At 68.8% G+C, this 18,510-nt stretch carries 19 protein-coding genes; 11 read left to right on the forward strand and 8 right to left on the reverse strand.

Annotation, left to right across the window (positions count from 1 at the left end):
* Positions 1-14 precede the first annotated feature (14 nt).
* The 5 genes from HMF7854_RS09260 (at position 15) to HMF7854_RS09275 (ending at position 6,342) form a co-directional block, all read left to right on the forward strand.
* Complete coding sequence (locus tag HMF7854_RS09260) at positions 15-827, forward strand: metallophosphoesterase (RefSeq protein WP_126718835.1); 813 nt, start codon at positions 15-17, stop codon at positions 825-827.
* A 98-nt stretch (positions 828-925) separates the two neighbouring features.
* Complete coding sequence (locus HMF7854_RS09265) at positions 926-1,588, forward strand: polysaccharide biosynthesis/export family protein (RefSeq protein ID WP_126718836.1); 663 nt, start codon at positions 926-928, stop codon at positions 1,586-1,588.
* 19 nt (positions 1,589-1,607) lie between these two features.
* Positions 1,608-3,818 carry a GumC family protein gene (locus HMF7854_RS09270; RefSeq protein ID WP_185829225.1) on the forward strand — a complete coding sequence of 737 codons (2,211 nt, stop codon included), beginning with the start codon at positions 1,608-1,610 and terminating at the stop codon, positions 3,816-3,818.
* A 20-nt stretch (positions 3,819-3,838) separates the two neighbouring features.
* On the forward strand, positions 3,839-4,978 hold the full coding sequence (locus HMF7854_RS15775; RefSeq protein WP_185829226.1) for a hypothetical protein: 1,140 nt from the start codon (positions 3,839-3,841) through the stop codon (positions 4,976-4,978).
* Positions 4,978-6,342, forward strand: a complete 1,365-nt coding sequence (locus HMF7854_RS09275) for an O-antigen ligase family protein (protein WP_185829227.1) — start codon at positions 4,978-4,980, stop codon at positions 6,340-6,342. The genes HMF7854_RS15775 and HMF7854_RS09275 overlap by 1 nt, the downstream gene beginning before the upstream one ends.
* On the opposite strand, the gene HMF7854_RS09280 is transcribed toward HMF7854_RS09275, so the two are convergent.
* Positions 6,339-7,418 carry a nucleotidyltransferase family protein gene (locus tag HMF7854_RS09280; protein WP_126718839.1) on the reverse strand — a complete coding sequence of 360 codons (1,080 nt, stop codon included), beginning with the start codon at positions 7,416-7,418 and terminating at the stop codon, positions 6,339-6,341. The two genes, HMF7854_RS09275 and HMF7854_RS09280, sit on opposite strands and share 4 nt — an antisense overlap.
* A gap of 68 nt (positions 7,419-7,486) precedes the next feature.
* Here HMF7854_RS09280 and HMF7854_RS09285 point away from each other — a divergent pair, with 68 nt between their 5' ends.
* Positions 7,487-7,906, forward strand: coding sequence for a lasso peptide biosynthesis B2 protein (locus HMF7854_RS09285; RefSeq protein WP_185829228.1), 420 nt, complete (start codon positions 7,487-7,489; stop codon positions 7,904-7,906).
* Here the strand turns inward: HMF7854_RS09285 and HMF7854_RS09290 are convergent.
* Positions 7,897-8,355: a GatB/YqeY domain-containing protein gene (locus tag HMF7854_RS09290; protein ID WP_126718841.1), complete on the reverse strand. Its 459-nt coding sequence runs from the start codon at positions 8,353-8,355 to the stop codon at positions 7,897-7,899. The genes HMF7854_RS09285 and HMF7854_RS09290 overlap by 10 nt on opposite strands.
* Before the next feature lie 117 nt (positions 8,356-8,472).
* Here HMF7854_RS09290 and carA point away from each other — a divergent pair, with 117 nt between their 5' ends.
* On the forward strand, positions 8,473-9,657 hold the full coding sequence (carA, locus tag HMF7854_RS09295) for a glutamine-hydrolyzing carbamoyl-phosphate synthase small subunit (protein WP_126718842.1): 1,185 nt from the start codon (positions 8,473-8,475) through the stop codon (positions 9,655-9,657).
* 125 nt (positions 9,658-9,782) lie between these two features.
* On the opposite strand, the gene HMF7854_RS09300 is transcribed toward carA, so the two are convergent.
* Entirely contained in the window at positions 9,783-10,133 is a 351-nt protein-coding gene (locus HMF7854_RS09300; protein ID WP_126718843.1) for an endonuclease domain-containing protein, read from the reverse strand.
* A gap of 157 nt (positions 10,134-10,290) precedes the next feature.
* Here HMF7854_RS09300 and carB point away from each other — a divergent pair, with 157 nt between their 5' ends.
* The 3 genes from carB (at position 10,291) to HMF7854_RS09315 (ending at position 14,821) form a co-directional block, all read left to right on the forward strand.
* Entirely contained in the window at positions 10,291-13,629 is a 3,339-nt protein-coding gene (carB, locus tag HMF7854_RS09305; RefSeq protein ID WP_126718844.1) for a carbamoyl-phosphate synthase large subunit, read from the forward strand.
* Between the two features lie 75 nt (positions 13,630-13,704).
* Complete coding sequence (greA, locus tag HMF7854_RS09310) at positions 13,705-14,178, forward strand: transcription elongation factor GreA (protein ID WP_126718845.1); 474 nt, start codon at positions 13,705-13,707, stop codon at positions 14,176-14,178.
* A 7-nt stretch (positions 14,179-14,185) separates the two neighbouring features.
* Entirely contained in the window at positions 14,186-14,821 is a 636-nt protein-coding gene (locus HMF7854_RS09315; RefSeq protein WP_126718846.1) for a rhomboid family intramembrane serine protease, read from the forward strand.
* Positions 14,822-14,869: 48 nt separating this feature from the next.
* Here HMF7854_RS09315 and HMF7854_RS09320 read toward each other — a convergent pair whose 3' ends face one another.
* From HMF7854_RS09320 to HMF7854_RS09340, 5 genes are all read right to left on the reverse strand, one after another.
* On the reverse strand, positions 14,870-15,085 hold the full coding sequence (locus HMF7854_RS09320; protein WP_126718847.1) for a DUF4170 domain-containing protein: 216 nt from the start codon (positions 15,083-15,085) through the stop codon (positions 14,870-14,872).
* Between the two features lie 91 nt (positions 15,086-15,176).
* Entirely contained in the window at positions 15,177-15,545 is a 369-nt protein-coding gene (locus tag HMF7854_RS09325) for a hypothetical protein (protein ID WP_126718848.1), read from the reverse strand.
* A complete protein-coding gene (locus tag HMF7854_RS09330; RefSeq protein WP_126718849.1) occupies positions 15,545-15,892 on the reverse strand; it encodes a DUF3618 domain-containing protein in 348 nt (115 codons plus the stop codon). Before HMF7854_RS09330 ends, HMF7854_RS09325 begins: the two co-directional genes overlap by 1 nt.
* Positions 15,889-16,236: a phage holin family protein gene (locus tag HMF7854_RS09335; protein ID WP_126718850.1), complete on the reverse strand. Its 348-nt coding sequence runs from the start codon at positions 16,234-16,236 to the stop codon at positions 15,889-15,891. The genes HMF7854_RS09330 and HMF7854_RS09335 overlap by 4 nt, the downstream gene beginning before the upstream one ends.
* Complete coding sequence (locus HMF7854_RS09340; protein ID WP_126718851.1) at positions 16,236-16,895, reverse strand: hypothetical protein; 660 nt, start codon at positions 16,893-16,895, stop codon at positions 16,236-16,238. Before HMF7854_RS09340 ends, HMF7854_RS09335 begins: the two co-directional genes overlap by 1 nt.
* A 151-nt stretch (positions 16,896-17,046) precedes the next feature.
* Here HMF7854_RS09340 and eno point away from each other — a divergent pair, with 151 nt between their 5' ends.
* Positions 17,047-18,357, forward strand: a complete 1,311-nt coding sequence (eno, locus tag HMF7854_RS09345; RefSeq protein ID WP_126718852.1) for a phosphopyruvate hydratase — start codon at positions 17,047-17,049, stop codon at positions 18,355-18,357.
* The last annotated feature ends 153 nt before the right edge of the window (positions 18,358-18,510 follow it).

Genomic DNA, 18,510 nt, shown 5'->3' on the forward strand with positions numbered 1-18,510 from the left:
AATCGACGACTCACATGTTCGGCCTGTTCAAGAGGAAGGGCGGCACGCCATCGGTGCCGGCAGGCTACCGCGCCTATGCGGTGGGCGACGTCCACGGCCGGCTCGACCTGCTCGAGCCGCTGCTCGACGACATCGTCACCGACGCCCAGGCGCGGGGCAACTCGCGCAACCTGCTGGTGATGCTCGGCGACCTCATCGACCGCGGCGCCTGGTCGGCGCAGGTGATCGACCGGCTGCGCTCCTGGAAGCCGCACGGGTGGCGCAGCGTATTCCTGATGGGCAACCATGAGGAGGTGCTGCTGCAGGTGCTCGACGGCGACGTCGGCCTGATGCGGCAGTGGTTCCGCTTCGGCGGCACCGAGTGTCTCGCCAGCTATGGCGTGGCGGCCGGGCAGCTGGCCGAGCTCGACGATCCGGCAGCGCTGGCGCTGGTGCGCCAGGTAATCCCGCCCGACCATGTCGCCTTCATCCGTGGCTTCGGCGACACGCTCAGCCTCGGCGACTATCTGTTCGTCCATGCCGGGATCCGGCCCGGCGTCCCGCTCGAGCAGCAGGCGCGCAGCGACCTGCGCTGGATCCGCGAACCCTTCCTGTCGCACGGTGACCGGCACGAGGCGCTGGTCGTCCATGGCCATACCATCCACGACGAAGTGGTGGAGCTGTCCAACCGGATCGCGCTCGATACCGGCGCCTATCGCACGGATCGGCTCAGCGCGATGGGCTTCGAGGGCGAGCAGCGCTGGCTGCTGCAGTCCGCGGGCGGCGATCGTGTCGCTGATGAAACGAACCAACATTCCGCTCGTTTAGCCGCTATTCGAAGCGCTTAGGCTTGCGCTTCGGGCGAGCTGCTGGTGTAGGAGGGCCCGTGACCAACAACAAACCTCAGCGCACGTTCTCCGTCCGGGCGACCGCGACGGCAACCCTCATGCTGACCACCCTCCTCCCCAGCTGCGCGGACAAGCGCGGCGGGCCCATCCCCTATGACGTGGCGCTCGGCAAGCCGGACGCGCCCAGCCTGACGCCGTTGGGGGCGGACTACCGGATCGCGCCGCTCGACAAGCTGGCGATCAAGGTCTTCAAGCAGCCGGACCTCAGCTCGGACTATGACGTCGATCTGCTCGGCAACATCTCGATGCCGCTGGTCGGCGAGTTGAAGGTGATCGACAAGACGCCGGTCGAGGTGAAGGATGAGGTCACCTCGCTGCTCGGGGCCAAGTATCTGGTCCACCCGGAGGTCAGCGTCGGCGTCAAGGAGTCGACCCGCAACAGCGTCACGGTCGACGGCGCGGTGAACAAGTCGGGGGTCATCCCCGCCTTCGGTTCGGTCACGCTCATCCAGGTCATCGCCGCGGCCGGCGGCCTGAAGGAAGACGCCAACGCCCGCCGGGTCGCGGTCTTCCGGCAGATCGGCGGCAAGCGCCAGGCGGCGGCGTTCGACCTGACCGACATCCGTCGTGGCCAGTCGCCCGACCCGCAGATCTATCCCGGCGACATCGTTATCGTCGACGGCTCGTCGGTCAAGAATACGCAGAAGCAGATCCTCACGTCGCTTCCGCTCCTCAACGTCTTCAGCCCGCTCGGGCTCTGAGCTTCCAGTCGGAGTGCCTGTGAACGACAATGGAAAGAACCTGGCTCTACCGACCGAGCCGGGCACGCTTGCACTGGAGCGGAACGATCTTCGCGACGGCCGCTACTATGAGGAGCGGCGCTACCATCCCGCGTCCGAGCTCAACCTCGCGAGCCTGCTTCGGATCATTTCCGAGTGGCGCTGGCTGATCATCTCCGCGCTCGCGGTCGGCCTGGCGCTCGGCGTCGCGATGACGCTGCTGACCCGTCCCTTGTACAAGACCTGGGTCACGATCGAGGTCAACCCGCCGTCGGTCGATGTCTCGGACGAACAATCGCGGCAGCGCCAGCAGGGCGGCGCGCAGGCGTGGGACGCGGTGGCGACCCAGGTCGGGCTGCTGGGCAGCCGTAGCCTGGCCGAGCGGGTCGCCCAGGATCTCAACCTCGCGGCCGACGCGGACTTCGTTGGAACCGGGGGGACAGCGCAGTCGCGGATCAAGTCCGCTGCCGGGCGCATCCAGGGCGGGCTGAACGTGATCGCGCCGGAAGAAGGCACGCTGATCCGCTTCAGCTATGTCGACACCAACCCGCAGCGCGCCGCGCGGATCGCCAACGGGATCGCGGATTCGTTCATCAACTCCAATCTCCAGCGCAAGTTCGAGGCGAGCGCCTACGCGCGGACCTTCCTCCAGAACCAGATCGCCAAGGTCCGCGGCGATCTCGAGCGGGGCGAGCGGCAGCTGGTCGCCTATGCCCAGTCGCAAGGCATCATCAACACCGCCTCTGCGGGGGCGGACGGCAAGCCCACCGGCGATACGTCGTCGCTGCAGGGAGACTCGCTCGTTGCGCTGAACAAGGCCTTGGCGGACGCCACGGCCAAGCGGGTGTCGGCGGAAGGCGCGGTCCGGTCGGCCAGGCTGGCCGCGCAGTCGGCGGGTCTCGAGGCCGGGGCTCCGCTGCGCACGCAGAAGGCGGCGCTCGAGGCGGACTATCAACAGAAGCTCGGCACCTTCAAGCCCGAGCATCCGGACATGCTCGCCGAGCGCAAGCAGATCGCCGAACTCGACCGCCAGATCGCGGCCCAGTCGGCGACGGCGGTCAGCGGTCGCGTGTCGGGGGTCGAGGCCGAATACCAGGCTGCCGTGTCGGCGGAGAATGGCCTGCGCGCGCGGGTCGCCGGGCTCAAGGGTTCCGTGCTCGACCTGCGGGGCCGGAGCATCCAGTACAACATCCTCCAGCGCGACGTGGATACCAACCGGTCGCTGTATGACGCCCTGCTGCAGCGCTACAAGGAGATCGGCGTCGCCGGCGGGATCGGCACCGCTCCGGTGTCCGTGGTCGACCATGCCGACGTGCCGGGCGGACCGTTCAAGCCCAACCTGCTGCTCAACCTGATGATCGGCACGCTGGCCGGTCTTCTTGCCGGGATCGCGGCGGCGGTGGCGCTCGAGCTGATCAACGACACCATCCGCAATCGCGAGGATGTCCGGACCAAGCTCGGCATCGCCTGCCTCGGCGCCATCCCGAAGGCGCGGGCGCAAACCGAGTTCCTCGATGAGCTGCGCGATCCGACTTCGACCGTCTCGGAGGCCCACTCCGCGGTGCTCACCTCGCTTCGGTTCAGTACCGACAGCGGCACGCCGCGGGTGCTGACCCTGACCAGTGCGCGGCCGGCCGAGGGCAAGTCGTCGACCTGCCTTGCGCTGGCCCAGAACTGCGCCCGCCGCGGCCAGAAGGTGCTGCTGATCGACGCCGACCTGCGCAACCCCGCATTCAAATCGTCGAGCGACCAGCGCGGGCTGACGCGCCTGCTGACCTCGCACGACAAGATCGACGGCGACATCATGCCGACGCAGCACGAAGGCCTGTGGTTGCTGCCCTGCGGCGCGCGTCCGCCCAACCCGGCGGACCTCCTGTCGACGGGCCGCTTCGCCGAGATCCTCACCGAGGCGCTGCAGCACTTCGACATGGTGCTGGTCGATGCTCCGCCCGTGCTCGGCCTCGCCGATGCCCCGCTGCTCGCCGCGGCATGCCGCAACGTCATGCTGGTGGTCGAGGCGGGGCGGACCCGTACCCGCGCCGTGATCGACGCGCTGAACCGGATCGAAGCCACGGGTGCCCAGGTGATCGGCGCCACGCTGACCAAGGCCAACGAGGCCTCGAGCGGTTACGGCTACGGCTATTCGGCCTATCGTTATGACGAGGTCGGCGACAAGCGTCCGCGTATCCAGCTGATCCCGCAGCAGGTCTGACCGAGTTGCGACGGGCGCTGGTGGGGGTTGGCGCGGTGCTGCTCGGCGCCGCGGTGCTGCGGGTCGGGCTGACCGATGCATTGTTGCCCAATCATCCGCAGGCTGCGGCGGCGGTCTGGCCGGGGCACCCCCAGGTCCGCATCCAGCAGGGGCTCACCAAGATCGGCGAAGCCGCCGCGAAGGGCCAAGCGCCGTCGGCCGACGCTATCGCGGAAGTCGGCGGCAGCCTTGCCGCTGCGCCGCTCGCCACGGCGCCATTCCTGGTCGCCGGTACCCAGGCGGTCGCAAGCGGGCGTGCGGCAGCCGCCGAACATGATTTCGCCGAGGTTCGCCGACGCGATCCCCGCAACGTGGCCGCACGCTATTTCCTCGCCCAGCATTATCTGTCCGGCGGCCGCGACCTCGACGGCCTGCGCGAACTGGCGGCGCTGGCGCGGCTGCTGCCCAACGCCGACGCCCTGATCGGCCCCGCCATTTCCGCCTATCTGCGGCAGGGCCATGACCCGGCGCGGGTCCGCTCGGTCCTTGCCTCCGATCCCGCGCTCAAGGAGCAGGTGCTGGCCACGCTGGCAGCCAACGCCGACAATGCGAAGCTGGTGCTGGCGCTTGCGGGAACGCCGGCGCCGAACCGTCCGGTGCCTGGATGGGTGCAGACGCTGGCTCAGGCGATGATCGACAAGGAGCAGGCAGCGGCCGCCTACACTGTCTGGTCCGGCCTGTCGGGTGTGCGTGCGCCGGCAGGCGGTCTCTACAATGCCGGCTTTGCCGACAAGCGCTCCCCGCCACCGTTCAACTGGTCCATTCCGACCAGCGATGCCGGCCTTGCGGAGCCGGGGAGCGGGGGCCTGAACATCGTCTATTATGGCCGTTCCGACGCGACCCTCGCCAGCCAACACCTGCTGCTGTCGCCCGGACGCTACCGGCTGGCCATGTCCGTCGACGGCAATCCGCAGGGGGCGCTGTCCTGGACGCTGACCTGCGTCGCGAGCAAGGCGGTGCTCGGCAGCCTTCCGCTCCGCAGTGGGCCGGTCGCCGGCAGCTTCGTCGTTCCGGCGCAGAACTGCCCGGTGCAGCGGCTCGAGCTGGTCGGCCGGATGCAGGACAGCAGCCAGACGCTGTCGGCGACGGTGTCGCGGCTGCAGCTCGGACGGGAGGGCTGATGATGGCCGATCGCTTCGCGCGTTTCGGGCTGCCGGCCTTCTTCGCGCTCGGACTGCTGCTGGGCGGCAGTGCGCAGGGATTGTGGGGCAAGCTTCTTCTCGAGTTTGTCGCCGTCGCCGTCATGGCTGCCACCGTCTGGGTGCGCCGGGACCGGGCGCTGGAGAGCAGCGACCGCTTCATGCTCGCGATGATCGGGCTGGTCGTCCTGCTTGTCGCCTTCCAGATTCTTCCGCTCCCGCCAGCCCTGTGGAGCGCGCTTCCCGGACGCGCTCCGATCGCGGCTGGATTTGCGCTGCTCGGCCAGTCGCTGCCCTGGGCACCCGTGTCGCTCGCGCCGTCGACCAGCCTTTCCACCGCGCTCACGCTGCTGCCGGCGGTTGCGATGTTGATGGCCGTGCTGTGGTTCCCGCATGTCCGGCGCGGCAGCTTCAGCCTGGTGCTGGTCGGTGTTGCGCTGGCCAACATCCTGCTCGGCACGCTGCAGGTGAGCAACACGGGCGATGAGGCGCACTGGTACCTCTACCCCGACACCAATCTCGGCGCGGCGACCGGCTTCTTCGCCAACGCCAATCACCTCGCGATCCTGCTGGTGACCGCTGTGCCCTTCCTTGCCGCGCTGGTCATGCGGATGAGCCGAAACAAGCGCGACCGCCGCTCGGCCGGGCTCGCCGGCGCGGGGCTGGGTGGATTGCTCCTGCTGCTGCTCGGAATCCTGCTCAGCGGTTCGATCGCCGCGACCGTGCTCATGCTCCCCGCGCTGCTCGGTGCCGCCGCGCTGGTCCTGAAGCCCAGCCGCACCACCCGCCTGACGCTGCTCGGGCTGGCGCTGGCCGTCGGGGCGGGGGCCGTCGCCGTCATGCTCTCGGGCGGCGTGCCGGCCGGCATGCGCGGCGCCAACAAGGTCGCCAGCTTCGACACCCGGGCCGAGTTTGCGCATCATACCGTCGGCCTCATCCCGACCTACATGCCGGTGGGAAGCGGTCTCGGGACCTTCCCGACCATCTATCCGACCAGCGAGAACCCGAACACGGTGACCCTGGACTTCGTCAACCACGCCCACGACGACTATCTCGAGCTGGCGCTCGAGACCGGCCTGCCGGGCCTGCTGCTCGTCGTCCTGTTCGTCGGCTGGTGGGCATGGCGGACGGTGGTGATCTGGCGCTCGGCGGCGGGGAGCGGGCACGCGCGCGCGGCGACGATCGCCAGCGGCGTGCTGCTGCTCCACAGCATCGTCGACTATCCGCTGCGGACGATCGCGATCGAGATGGTCTTCGCCTACTGCGTCGCGTTGATGGCGCTGCCGCTGACCCAGGCCGCCGCGGCGGAAGAGGGCGGCGAGGCGCGCCACCTTCGCATCGGCTAGCGCCCGAGCCGCATCCGCACGACCTCGATCGCCTGCCGCCGCGCCTCCGCCGCGCCGGCGCCCGGCTTGGGGACAAGCGCGAGCTGGCTGAGCCGGAGCGCAACCGAGCCGAATGGGCGGTCGAGCGGCGCTTTGGACGCGGCAAGCTCGCGAAGCGAGAGCCGCGCGAGCCGGTGTTCGACCGGGTCGTCGAGCGCCTCCACCGCGGCGCGCCACGGCGGATCGAACAAGGCAACGGCGACGAGCAGCCCCATGCCGCTGCAACGCCCTGCGCCGAGAGCAAGCGCCCGCCGGTGCAGTTCGAGCACCTCCGCCGCCGATCGCTCGCGCAGCAGCGCCGCGAGATCGCAGATCCACTTCAACCGGAACCAGGCGCTGGAGGCGCCGTGGACGCAAAGATAGGCAAACAGGATGTCGTCCGCGAAGGTCGGCAGGACGATCCCCGGCGCGACCTCCACCGGCTGGCTGGGCGCGTTGGCGTCGAGACCGGCGAGCAGTCGGGGGTGGCTGACGGCGGCGTCGTGCAGTTCGACCACCAGTCCGTCTCCTCGCTCCCACACCGACTCCTTGTGCCAGCCGTGCCAGGAGCGGAGCCGGCGTCGGTGCCGGGGGAGGACTAGGGCGAACCCCTGCGCCTCGAGAATGTCGGCGCTCGCCTCGACATGGCCGGGCAGCACCAGCATGTCGATGTCGGAGCTCATCTTCACGAACGGCGCGCCATAGGCGAGCATGCCGACCGGCAGTCCCTTGAGGAACAGCAGCGGAATGGCGGCCCGTGCGTGTGCGTCGAGTAGCTGGCGGCAGGCGAGCAGCGACTGGAGCCCGGTCCGCGCGATGTCGCGGCTGTCGTGACTGAGTCCCGCCCGGACGGCTTCGGGCAGACGATCGGCAAGCGGTTCGAGCCCGCGCCAGGCCAGCCCCTGCACGCGGTGCCGCCGGGCGAGCGGAAGCGCTTCCTTCGCGCCCGCTTCCAGCCAAGGCTCGAGCCGCGCCGTCGCTCCGGGCGCAAACGCCTCGCGGCAGGCCTCGACGAGCAGCCGGAACCCGGGCGTGAAGGTCGGCGCGCGGTCGATCATCCTACCGGTCTAGCGAGCCACGTCCGCTTTGTATTGCATGGCCGGCAGGAGGAGGGCAGTCGGGGCGCGTGGCCCGCCGTCTTCTCTCGCGCTTCGCCGCTGTCACGCCCGAGCGGCGCCGCCTGCTTGCCGAGGCGGCCGCGGCGCTGGTCGCGGCCTGGCTGCTGATCCGCGTCCGCCCCTTTCTCAAGACACTCGCCTTCGGTCAGCCTGCCGCCGGCCACGACGACGGCGTCGCTCCGCGCCATTTGGCCAGCGCAGTGGTGAGCGCCGCGGGCAAGCTGCCGTGGCCGATGGTCTGCTTCCCGCAGGGTCTGGCGCTGCAGCGGATGCTGCGCCGGCGCGGTCATGACGCGCGGCTCCACTACGGGATCGCTCGACCCGGCGAGGGGCCGCTCAAGGCGCATGTCTGGGTGTCGCTCGACGGCGAGACGCTGGTCGGCGGCGAGACCGCGGCCGAGTTCCGCGAGGTCGCGCGTTACCCTTGAGCGAGCGCGGCGCGGACCAGCGCGCTGGCACGGGCCGGTTCGATCTGGGTGCCCAGCCGCGACTTCACCTCGGCCATGACCTTGCCCATGTCCTTCATCGAGGAAGCACCGGTGTCGACGACGATCGTGCGGATCGCGGCCTGCGCTTCGTCGTCGGACAGCTGCCTGGGCAGGAAGCGCTCGATGACGCCAATCTCGGCCTGCTCGGCGTCGGCCAGCTCGTCGCGGCCGCCCTTGCGGTAGAGCTCGACGGACTCGCGACGCTGCTTGATCATCTTCTGCAGCACCTCGGTGACGAGCGCGTCGTCGTCCGCCGGGGCAGTGCCGGTGCGAAGCTCGATGTCGCGGTTCTTGAGCGCGCTCTGGATGAGGCGGATGGTGCCGGTCGCGGGCTTGTCGCCGCTCTTCATGGCGCTCACCAGCGCGGCCTTGATGTCGTCCCTGATCATGGCAGCGCCGTAGCGTTCTTGCCCCACGCTGACCAGCCGTTGACGGGCCGGGCCGATGCGCCTAGCGGCTGTGGCTTAACGACATCGTCGCAAAACCTTGCACGGGAGCCCAGAGCCTTGGCCGATCCACGACCCTTGTCCGCGCCCCAGCCGCCGGGCGCGACGGGAGTCCTCGTCTTCGCCGACGGCCGGGTCGTGTGGGGGCAGGGGTTCGGGGCTGAAGGCGCGGAGGTCGGTGAGCTCTGTTTCCACACCGCGATGACCGGCTATCAGGAAGTGATGACCGACCCGTCGTTCGCGCGGCAGATCGTCTGCTTCACCTTCCCGCACATCGGCAATGTCGGCGCCAACGACGAGGATGTCGAGGCGGACGACCCGCACGCGATCGGCTGCATCGTCCGTGAAGCGGTGACCCAGCCCTCCAACTTCCGCGCGAAGATCGACTTCCCGACCTGGATGGCGCGTCACGGGCGGATCGGGCTGGCCGGGGTCGACACGCGGGCGCTGACCCGGCTGGTCCGCAAGGAGGGGCCGCCGACGGTGGTGATCGCCCACGCCGCGGACGGGCGGTTCGACATGGACGCGATGCAGCGCATGGCGGCGGAGTGGCCGGGGCTCGAGGGCATGGACCTGGCGAAAGACGTCAGCCGCGAGCAGGTCGAGCACTGGTCGGGCGGGGCGTGGGACATCGAGCTCGGCTATGGCGACTCGCCGCTGCCGCATGCTGGGGGCGAGCCGGCGCGGGCGCATGTCGTCGCGGTCGACTATGGCTCCAAGCGCAACATCTTCCGCAACCTCGTCGAGGCCGGCGCGCGGGTGACGATTGTCCCCGCGACCGCGACCTTCGAGGAGATCATGGCGCACCGGCCCGACGGCTTCTTCCTGTCGAACGGACCGGGCGACCCGGCGGCGACCGGGGAATATGCGATCCCGGTGATCCGGCAGATGCTGGACACGGGCAAGCCGTTGTTTGGCATCTGCCTCGGGCACCAGCTGCTCGCGCTCGCCGTCGGCGGCCGCACCGCCAAGATGTTCCAGGGCCACCGCGGCGCCAATCACCCGGTCAAGCGGCTTGCGGACGGGGCGGTCGAGATCACCAGCATGAACCACGGCTTCGCGGTCGAGCGCGGCGGGCTGCCGGCGAACGTGCGGGAGACGCATGTGAGCCTATTCGACGACAGCAATTGCGGGATCGAGTTGACGGATCGGCCGGCGTTTTCTGTGCAGTATCACCCCGAGGCGAGCCCGGGGCCGCAGGACAGTTTCTATTTGTTCGAGCGGTTCGTGGGGATGATGGGGTGAAGGAGAGCTTCGGGAACCCCTCACCCCAGCCCTCTCCCCGTCGGGGAGAGGGAGTTCGGTGGTGCCCTTTCTTAGCCCTCTCCCCAGCGGGGAGAGGGTTGGGAGAGGGGGCTCCATCCTCGCATTCACTCCCGTCGGCCGAACCCCAGCAAGAGCTCGGCACGGATCGCCTCGAGCACCGCGTCGGTGTCCTCCAGCACGTCATGATCCCAGAAGCGAACGACCTGATAGCCGAACGCTTCCAGCTCACGGGTCCGTGTCGCATCGACGGCCGGTCCATGCTGACCACCGTCAAGCTCAACAATCAGATGGGCCGACCGGCAGGCGAAATCCGCGACATAACGCCCGATCGGAAATTGCCGGACGAACTTCGCGCCTTCGAGCTGACGGGAACGCAGGCGGGACCAGAGGCGCAGCTCGGCGTCGGTGCTGTCTTGCCGAAGCCTGCGCGCGATCGGCGTCAGTCGCTTCATCATCGGCGTGGTGCCCCCTCACCCCAGCCCTCTCCCCGCCGGGGAGAGGGAGTTTGGTCGGCACCGATGCCCTGTACATCATCCTCTCCCCAGTGGGGAGAGGCGACTCGGCGGAGCCGAGCGGGTGAGGGGGCGCTGCACATCTCCAGAAAAGAAGCACATGCCTAAGCGTACCGACATCTCCTCCATCCTCATCATCGGCGCTGGTCCGATCGTCATCGGGCAGGCGGCGGAGTTCGATTATTCGGGGTCCCAGGCGGTCAAGGCGCTGAAGGCCGAGGGCTACCGGGTCATCGTCGTCAATTCCAACCCGGCGACGATCATGACCGATCCCGAACTGGCGGACGCGACCTACATCGAGCCGATCACGCCGGCGATGGTGGCCAAGATCATCGAGGCGGAGAGGCCCGACGCGCTGCTGCCGACGATGGGTGGCCAGACCGCGCTCAACACCGCGCTGGCGCTGGCGAAGGACGGGACGCTGGAGCGGCTAGGGGTCGAGCTCATCGGCGCCAATGCCGAGGCGATCGAGAAGGCGGAGGATCGGCAGAAATTCCGTGACGCGATGGACCGGATCGGGCTGGAGAGCCCCAAGTCGGCGATCGTCCACACGGTCGAGGAAGCGGTCGCGGCGCTGGAGACGGTGGGTCTTCCCGCCGTCATCCGCCCCAGCTTCACGCTCGGCGGAACGGGCGGCGGGATCGCCTACAACCGCGCGGAATATCTCGAGATCGTCAAGTCGGGGCTGGAGGCGAGCCCGACCACCGAGGTGCTGATCGACGAGAGCGTGGTCGGGTGGAAGGAATATGAGATGGAGGTGGTCCGCGACCGCGCGGACAACGCCATCATCATCTGCTCGATCGAGAACATCGACCCGATGGGGGTCCATACGGGGGACTCGATCACCGTCGCCCCGGCGCTGACACTCACCGACAAGGAATATCAGCGGATGCGCTCGGCCTCGATCGCGGTGCTGCGCGAAATCGGTGTCGAAACAGGCGGTTCCAACGTCCAGTTCGCGGTCGATCCGAAGACCGGGCGGATGATCGTGATCGAGATGAACCCGCGCGTGTCGCGCTCCTCGGCGCTGGCGTCCAAGGCGACCGGCTTCCCGATCGCCAAGGTCGCGGCCAAGCTGGCGGTCGGCTACACGCTCGACGAGATCGCCAACGACATCACTGGCGGCGCGACCCCGGCGAGCTTCGAGCCGACGATCGACTATGTCGTCACCAAGATCCCGCGCTTCGCGTTCGAGAAATTCAAGGGCGCCGAGGCGATCCTGTCGACCGCGATGAAGTCGGTCGGCGAGGTGATGGCAATCGGGCGGAGCTTCGCCGAGAGCCTGCAGAAGGCGCTGCGCGGGCTGGAGGTCGGCTATTGCGGGCTCGACCGGGTGCGCGAGCTCGAAAATGCCGCGCCCGAGGTGATCGAGAATGCGCTGACCCGCTCGACCCCCGACCGGCTGCTGGTCGCGGCCGAGGCGCTGCGCCACAACTTCACCGTCGAGCGGATCTGCCAGCTCGCCGGGTTCGATCCCTGGTTCGTCGAACGACTGGCGGAAATCGTCCGTGCCGAGGAGCAGGTCCGCGCCGAGGGGCTGCCGCAGGACGCGGCGGGCCTGCGCCGGCTGAAGGCGATGGGCTTTTCCGACGGGCGGCTGGCGCAACTCGCGCTGCGCTCGGCGCACGCGCACCGCGGCATGGGCGAGGCCAATGCGCGCGGATCGGGGATCGTCCACGACGCCATTCGCGCGATGACCGGCGGGATCACCGAGGCCGAGGTGCGCGCGCTGCGCCACAAGCTCGGCGTCCGCCCGGTCTACAAGCGGATCGACAGCTGCGCGGCCGAGTTCGACGCTTCCACGCCCTACCTCTACTCGACCTACGAGGCGCCACTGTTCGGCGAGGCGGAGGACGAGGCCAATGTCTCCGACCGCGAGAAGGTGATGATCTTGGGCGGCGGGCCAAACCGGATCGGGCAGGGAATCGAATTCGATTATTGCTGCTGCCATGCCGCCTTCGCGCTGCGCGATGCCGGGTACGAGACGATCATGGTCAACTGCAACCCGGAGACGGTCTCGACCGACCCGGACACCAGCGACCGCCTCTATTTCGAGCCGCTGACCGCCGAGGACGTGCTGGAGATCGTCGCGCAGGAGACCGAGAAGGGCAGACTCAAGGGCGTCATCGTCCAGCTCGGCGGGCAGACTCCGCTCAAGCTGGCGGCCGAGCTGCAGGCGGCGGGGGTGCCGATCCTCGGCACCTCGCCCGACAGCATCGACCTTGCCGAGGACCGCGAGCGGTTCGCGGCGCTGGTCAGCAAGCTGGGGCTCAAGCAGCCCGCCAACGGCATTGCGCGCAGCCGCGACGAGGCGGTGCAGGTGGCCGAGCGGATCGGATTCCCCGTGCTGCTGCGCCCGAGCTACGTGCTGGGTGGGCGGGCGATGGAGGTGGTCGACGGGATCGCCCAGCTCGACAATTACATTGCCACCGCGGTGCAGGTGTCGGGGACTAGTCCGGTGCTGATCGACCGCTATCTGCGCGACGCGATCGAGGTCGACGTCGACGCCATCTCGGACGGCACCGACGTGGCGATCGCGGGGGTGCTCCAGCACATCGAGGAGGCCGGAGTCCATTCTGGCGACAGCGCCTGCTCGATCCCGCCCTACAGCCTGTCGGACAGCGTGGTCGCCGAGATCGAGCGACAGGCGCGCGAGCTGGCGCTGGCGCTCAAGGTCCAGGGGCTGATGAACATCCAGTTCGCGGTGAAGGATGGCGAGGTCTACCTGATCGAGGTGAACCCGCGCGCCAGTCGGACGGTGCCGTTCACCGCCAAGGCGATCGGCAAGCCGGTCGCCAAGATGGCGGCGCGGGTCATGGCGGGGGAGGCGCTCGCCGGACTGCCGCCGCTCGATCGCCACATCGACCATATCGCGGTGAAGGAGAGCGTCTTCCCCTTCGCGCGCTTCCCCGGGACCGACCCGGTGCTCGGGCCCGAGATGAAGAGCACGGGCGAAGTGATGGGAATCGATCGCGATTTCGACATCGCCTTCGCCAAGTCACAGATCGGCAGCGGGATCGTCCTGCCGGACTCGGGGACGGTGTTCGTGTCGGTCAAGAACAGCGACAAGGAACCGATCCTCGCGACCGCCAAGCAGATGGTCGAACTGGGCTTCAGGCTGATCGCGACGACCGGCACCGCGGCGCACCTCGAGGCGGCGGGGATCCCGGTCGAGCGGGTCAACAAGGTGGCTCAGGGGCGGCCGCATATCGTCGACCGACTGCTCGACGGACAGGTGCAGCTGGTCTTCAACACGACCGAGGGCTGGCAGTCGCTGCAGGACAGCCAGGCGATCCGCGCCACGGCGCTGACCAGCAAGGTGCCCTACTTCACCACCGCGGCGGCGAGCGCGGCCGTGGCGAGGGCGATCGCGGCGCTGCGGGGACGTCCGCTTGAAGTCAGGTCGCTCCAGTCCTATTATTCCGCCTCCAAACAGTGAATTTCCCCCACCGCCGGCTTGTTTGAAGCGCTTCCGGGCGCCGGGGCGGGGTTTTGACAAAGGACAGGGCGGAGAATGGCGAGCGAGAAGGTTCCGATGCTGGCCGAAGGCTATCGGCAGCTTGAGGACGAACTGAAGCGGCTGAAGCTGGAGCGTCCGCAGATCGTCGATGCGATCGAGGAAGCCCGCGCGCACGGCGACCTGTCGGAGAACGCCGAATATCATGCCGCCAAGGAGCGGCAGGGCCAGATCGAGGCGCAGATCGCCGACATCGAGGACCGGCTCAGCCGCGCCATGGTGATCGACCCGACCACCCTGTCGGGCGACAAGGTGGTGTTCGGCGCCACCGTCGGACTGCTCGACGAGGACGAGAAGAAGGTCCGCTACCAGCTGGTCGGCCAGCAGGAGGCGGACGCCAAGGTCGGGCGGATCAGCTACAACTCGCCGCTCGGCCGGGCGCTGATTGGGCGGCAGGTCGGCGAGGAAGTCGAAGTCGCGACGCCGTCGGGCGACCGCTACTACGAGATCGAATCGATCGAGTTCATCTAGGGTGCTGATGGAACGTCGCCGCTTCAAGGTCACCGCCACGGCGCTGACCACGGCGGTGACGCTCGCCGTCTCGCTGCTGATCTTCGCGCTCGGCGCGGACGACCGCGCGGCCTTCCTGTTCGGGCTGGTGCCGGCGCGGCTGCTGGGCGTCTACCACCTGGCGCCCGCGGTGCCGGCCTGGTTGACCCCACTCAGCGCGACCCTCGTCCACGGCGGGTTCGCGCACCTGTTCCTCAACATGGTGGCGCTGGTTTTCTTCGGCCTGCAGGTCGAGCGGGTGCTCGGCGCGTTCGGCTTCGCCGTGCTCTATCTCGTCGGCGCCTACGTCGCCGGGCTGACCCAGTTTGCGGTCAATCCTGCCTCGATAAACCCGATGATCGGCGCCAGCGGTGCGATCAGCGCGCTGGTCGGCGCCTATGGACTGATGTTCGGGGTGCCCAAGAAGCTGACCCGCAGCATCGGAGTGAACCGCCTGCTTCATGCGGTTTGGCTGGCGGTCAGCTGGACGCTGCTGCAGATCGCCTTCGGCTGGCTGATGGGCGAGCAGGGGATGATGCTCGCCACGCCCGCGCATGTCGGCGGGTTCGTCGCCGGGCTGCTGCTGCAGCGCCCGCTGCTGCTGTGGCGTTACCGCAAGGCCTGAGCGCCTCGCGCACGCGGTGAACGGCGCGCCCGGCGCCGCCCGGTCTGCCTAGTCCTTCAGCTCGGGCTCGAGCAGGCGGTGGAGGTGGACCACCACATATTTCATCTCGGCGTCGTCCACCGTGCGCTGCGCATTGGCGCGCCACGCTTCCTCCGCGTCGTGATAATTGTCGTAGATGCCGACGAGGTCGACGCTCTTGGTGTCGAAATCGAGGCCCTGCGGATCCTTGACCCGCCCGCCGAACACGAGGTGAAGCTTGCTCATGGGGCAAGGTCGCTAGCAAAAAGGGCGGACGACGTCAGCCCCGATGCGGCGGGAACCGCACCGGGGCCGATCGTCCGCGATGCGGGGCGACTCAGCTGTCGCTGTTCGAGCCCGCGCCGAAGAACTCGCGCACCTTGTCGCCGGCGAGCTCGTTGAACTTCTCGCGGCCCATCTCGCGGCCGCGATCGAGCGCGCCGCGGCTCGCCTCGTTGAGCTTCTGCCCGAGCGGGCGGAGCATCTCCGTCTCGCGGTCGCTGCGCGGCAGGACCGAGGCGATCAGCGCACCGAGCGCCGCGCCCGCGCCAAGCGCGATCAGCGGGGCCGAGCCGACCCGGTCGGTGATGTCGCTGCCAAGATCGCCGATCCGCTCACGGACATCGTCGATCCGGCTGCTGGAGGAGGAAGCGCTGCTCCCGGTGCTGCTCGAGCGGCTGCCGGTCTCGTTGGTGCTGGTGGCCATTACTCTTTCTCCGTTACGCGATGGCGCCGCTCGGACGCCGTTTCGTCTGGGGTGTCGCGATCGTCGCTGCCGGAGAACCAGCCGGCAACGGTCGCGAACAGGGGTTTGCGGGCGAGGAACAGGGCCGCCGCGGCGGCCACGCCGGCGGCCATTCCGGGCCGCTGCCTGACTGCCGTGACCGTCTGGTCCGCGACCTCGATCGACTTGTTCTTGGCACCCTGGATGGCATCCGAGGTGACTTTCTGGGGCGACAGCCGAGCCTTGAGCTCGTCCACCGTTCCCATCAGCTTCGCCCGGGCCGCTTCCGCCTCGCCGCGGGCGCGCGCGATCTTCACGTCCGTCGTCATGGCTTGGGAGCCTTCAGCTTGTTGATCCCGATCTTGCCGACGACCGCCGCCACCACCAGGAACAACAGGGTGGTGACCACGCCGGCGAGCGCCGGGTTCATGATCTGGGCGAAGGCGACGAAGACCGTCGCGGCGAAGCTCAGGGCACCGACGTGCGCGAAGAAGGCGGCGACCGCCAGCAGGATGACCGGGGTCTTCCAGGCCTGGAGCTTCTCCGTGCCGATGGTCTTGTAGAGGTTGACCTCGGCCTGGGCGTAAGCCTTCCCGTCCTCGACGAGCCGGTGGAACAGCTCGCCGAGGCTATCGGGTTCGGGCGCGCCTGCCTCATCGCGCGGCTTGAGCATCAGTCGTTGTCGACGCTCGGCGCGCGGTTGCTGCTGCTACGCGTACCGCTGGTGCCCGCCTCGTTGCCGGCCTTGACCAGCCGGACAAGTGCGAAACCGAGGATGGCGGCGCCGGTCAGCGCGACCCCCGGGCTCTTGCGGACGAGCTCGCGCACGTCATCGATCAGCTCCTCGGGATCCTTGCCGCCGAGGTTGGTCGCCGCCGACTGCAGCGAGGTGGCCGCGGAACGGGCATAGTCGGCATATTGCGGGCCGAGCTTGTCCTCGATCCCGGCGACGGTGTCGTTGATCAGCGCCGAGACGTTCTGCAGCGCGTCGCTGCCGCGCTCGAGGCCCTGGCCGACGAGGCCGTAGGTGCGGGTCGAGACTTCGCTCTTCAGCTTGTCGCCGCCGCTCTTCAGGCTCTCGCGGATGCCGCCCGACGAGCTGCTCGACGAGGACGAGGTGCTGCTGCTATTCGAGGTGCGGGCCGGGGTGGTGCGGTCCGTGTCGCTCACGATCAAATCCCCTTCAAGGTCGCTGCCAGACGCGGCGCCGATGGCGGCACCCTGTCCGGAGACGTCGGTGTTGCTGGTATTGCCGGTGGTCGACGAACGGGGCGCGCCGGCGCCCTCGATGATCGTATCGGTGCCTTCCGGCATTTGGTTGGTGTCGGCCATGCGGACCTCCTTGACGCAGATGAACAATTCACTTGCCCAAACTGCGGGTCGCACGCCTTCGTTCCGGTTGTGCGCCACGAATGTTGCCGTGTGCACGACGGACCGATAGGGCGCCGAGCCTAACGAGATTTCCGACCGGAGGCCACCTTCAATGACCGCGATCATCGACGTCCACGCCCGCCAGATCCTCGACAGCCGGGGCAATCCCACGGTCGAGGTGGACGTCACGCTGGAGGACGGCAGCATGGGGCGGGCGGCGGTGCCCTCGGGTGCCTCGACCGGTGCGCACGAGGCGGTCGAGCTGCGCGACGGCGACAAGAGCCGGTGGGGCGGCAAGGGCGTCGAGAAGGCGGTCGAGGCGGTCAACGGCGAGATCGCCAACGAGGTGGTCGGTCTTGACGCCGAGGATCAGGCCGAGCTCGACCAGGCGATGATCGAGCTGGACGGGAGCGACAACAAGGGCCGGCTCGGCGCCAACGCGATCCTCGGGGTCAGCCTCGCGGCGGCGAAGGCCGCGGCGGACGCGCGCGGGCTCCCGCTCTATCGCTACGTCGGCGGAGTCGCGGCGCACCTGCTGCCAGTGCCGATGATGAACATCCTGAACGGCGGCGCGCACGCCGACAACCCGATCGACTTTCAGGAATTCATGATCATGCCGGTCGGCGCGGAGAGCTTCGCGGAAGCCCTGCGCTGCGGCACCGAGATCTTCCATGCGCTGAAGAGCGAGTTGCACGGCAAGGGGCTGTCGACCTCGGTCGGCGACGAAGGCGGCTTCGCGCCGAACATCGCGTCCCCCCGCGAGGCGCTCGACCTCATCGCCAAGGCGACCGAGAACGCGGGCTACAGGCTCGGTGACGAGGTGCTGGTGGCGCTCGACTGCGCGGCGAGCGAGTTCTTCCGGGATGGCCGCTACCTGCTGGGGCAGAAGGAGGGCCGCTCGGGCGGCGACGCGCGGTCGCTGTCGTCGGTCGAGATGGCCGACTTCCTCGCCGATCTCGCCCGCGACTATCCGATCGCCTCAATCGAGGACGGCATGGCCGAGGACGACATGGAAGGCTGGAAGGCGCTGACCGACAAGCTCGGCGACCGCGTGCAGCTGGTCGGCGACGACCTGTTCGTGACCAATGTCGAGCGGCTGGGGCAGGGGATCCAGGACGGGATCGCCAATTCGATCCTGGTCAAAGTCAACCAGATCGGTACGCTCAGCGAGACGATCGCGGCGGTTCGGATGGCGCAGAGCCACGGCTATACCGCGGTCATGTCGCACCGCTCCGGCGAGACCGAGGACTCGACGATCGCCGACCTCGCGGTGGCGCTCGACTGTGGGCAGATCAAGACCGGCAGCCTCGCCCGCTCGGACCGCACCGCCAAGTACAACCAGTTGCTGCGGATCGAGGAGGAGCTGGGCTCGAGCGGCCGCTACGCCGGGCGGCTCGCGCTCAAGGCGACGAAAACGCGTTGACGATGGCGCGCGAACGGCTCATCAGACCCGCGATGACCGTTCGCACGGCCCTTGTCGCTTCGTTCCGCTGGTGGTGGCGTCCGCCGGCTGAGGAGGCGTGCGCCGCGATCGTGTAACCGGAGCGAGAGCTTCGATCCGACGACCAGCCCGCCT

Origin of the sequence: Sphingomonas ginkgonis, from assembly GCF_003970925.1 — a bacterium.
Lineage (GTDB): Bacteria > Pseudomonadota > Alphaproteobacteria > Sphingomonadales > Sphingomonadaceae > Sphingomicrobium > Sphingomicrobium ginkgonis.